This is a genomic window from Candidatus Phytoplasma sp. AldY-WA1, assembly GCF_020312115.2.
Classification (GTDB): Bacteria; Bacillota_I; Bacilli_A; order Acholeplasmatales; family Acholeplasmataceae; genus Phytoplasma; species Phytoplasma vitis.
On the sequence record NZ_JAHRHX020000140.1, the window covers coordinates 1 to 719 of the forward strand.

Below are 719 nucleotides of genomic sequence, written 5' to 3' on the forward strand. Positions count from 1 at the left end.
TTTAGTTATAGGATTAAGTCTTTATTATGGTTTAAAAAAACCTAACAATAACGCATCAACTCCTGTTAATAATATTCAAAATCAAGAAACTTTATCTTTGTTAGAAAAAAAACTGAAAGATTTAGAAATAGACAATCAACAAAAAATAGATGAAACAGCAAAAATTAATACTCAAGATAAGATTTTATCAGATCAAATCCGTTTAAACATGGATCAATTAAGAGATTATATGGTTAAACTAGGTTCTTTACAAAAAGAAATCACAGCCCAAGAACAAGAACTTCAAAAAGAATCATTATCTGATAATGATAAACAAATTTTAGAAAAAAAAATTAAAGATTTAAAAGGTCAATATGCCGAAATTCAAACTAAGAAAGACCAATTAAATAAAGAAACTTTAGCTTTGACGGAAGAAAGAAAAGCGTTGCATCAAAAGAAAACGGATACTCATCAAACTATTAATAAACAAAAAATAGCTTTATCTCAATTAACTCAATGTAAAGAATTCACAGAAGAAATCAATGATTTAACTGAGGCCATTAATTATAATGAAGCGGAACAAAAACAAATTCAAAGCTTGTTAATTCAAAATAAAAATAACGATGAAGAAATTAAAAAATTAAAAAATTATCAGTTATTCTTAGAACAACAATTATTATCTTTCGACCAAAGAATTAAAAAAATTACTAGAGAAATTCAAGCTTTCAAAGACAATACAA

At 24.6% G+C, this 719-nt stretch carries 1 pseudogene; it reads left to right on the forward strand.

Going from position 1 to position 719, the window contains the following annotated elements:
* Positions 1–719 (forward strand): annotated as a pseudogene (locus KTO59_RS04480) (hypothetical protein); the annotation flags it as partial.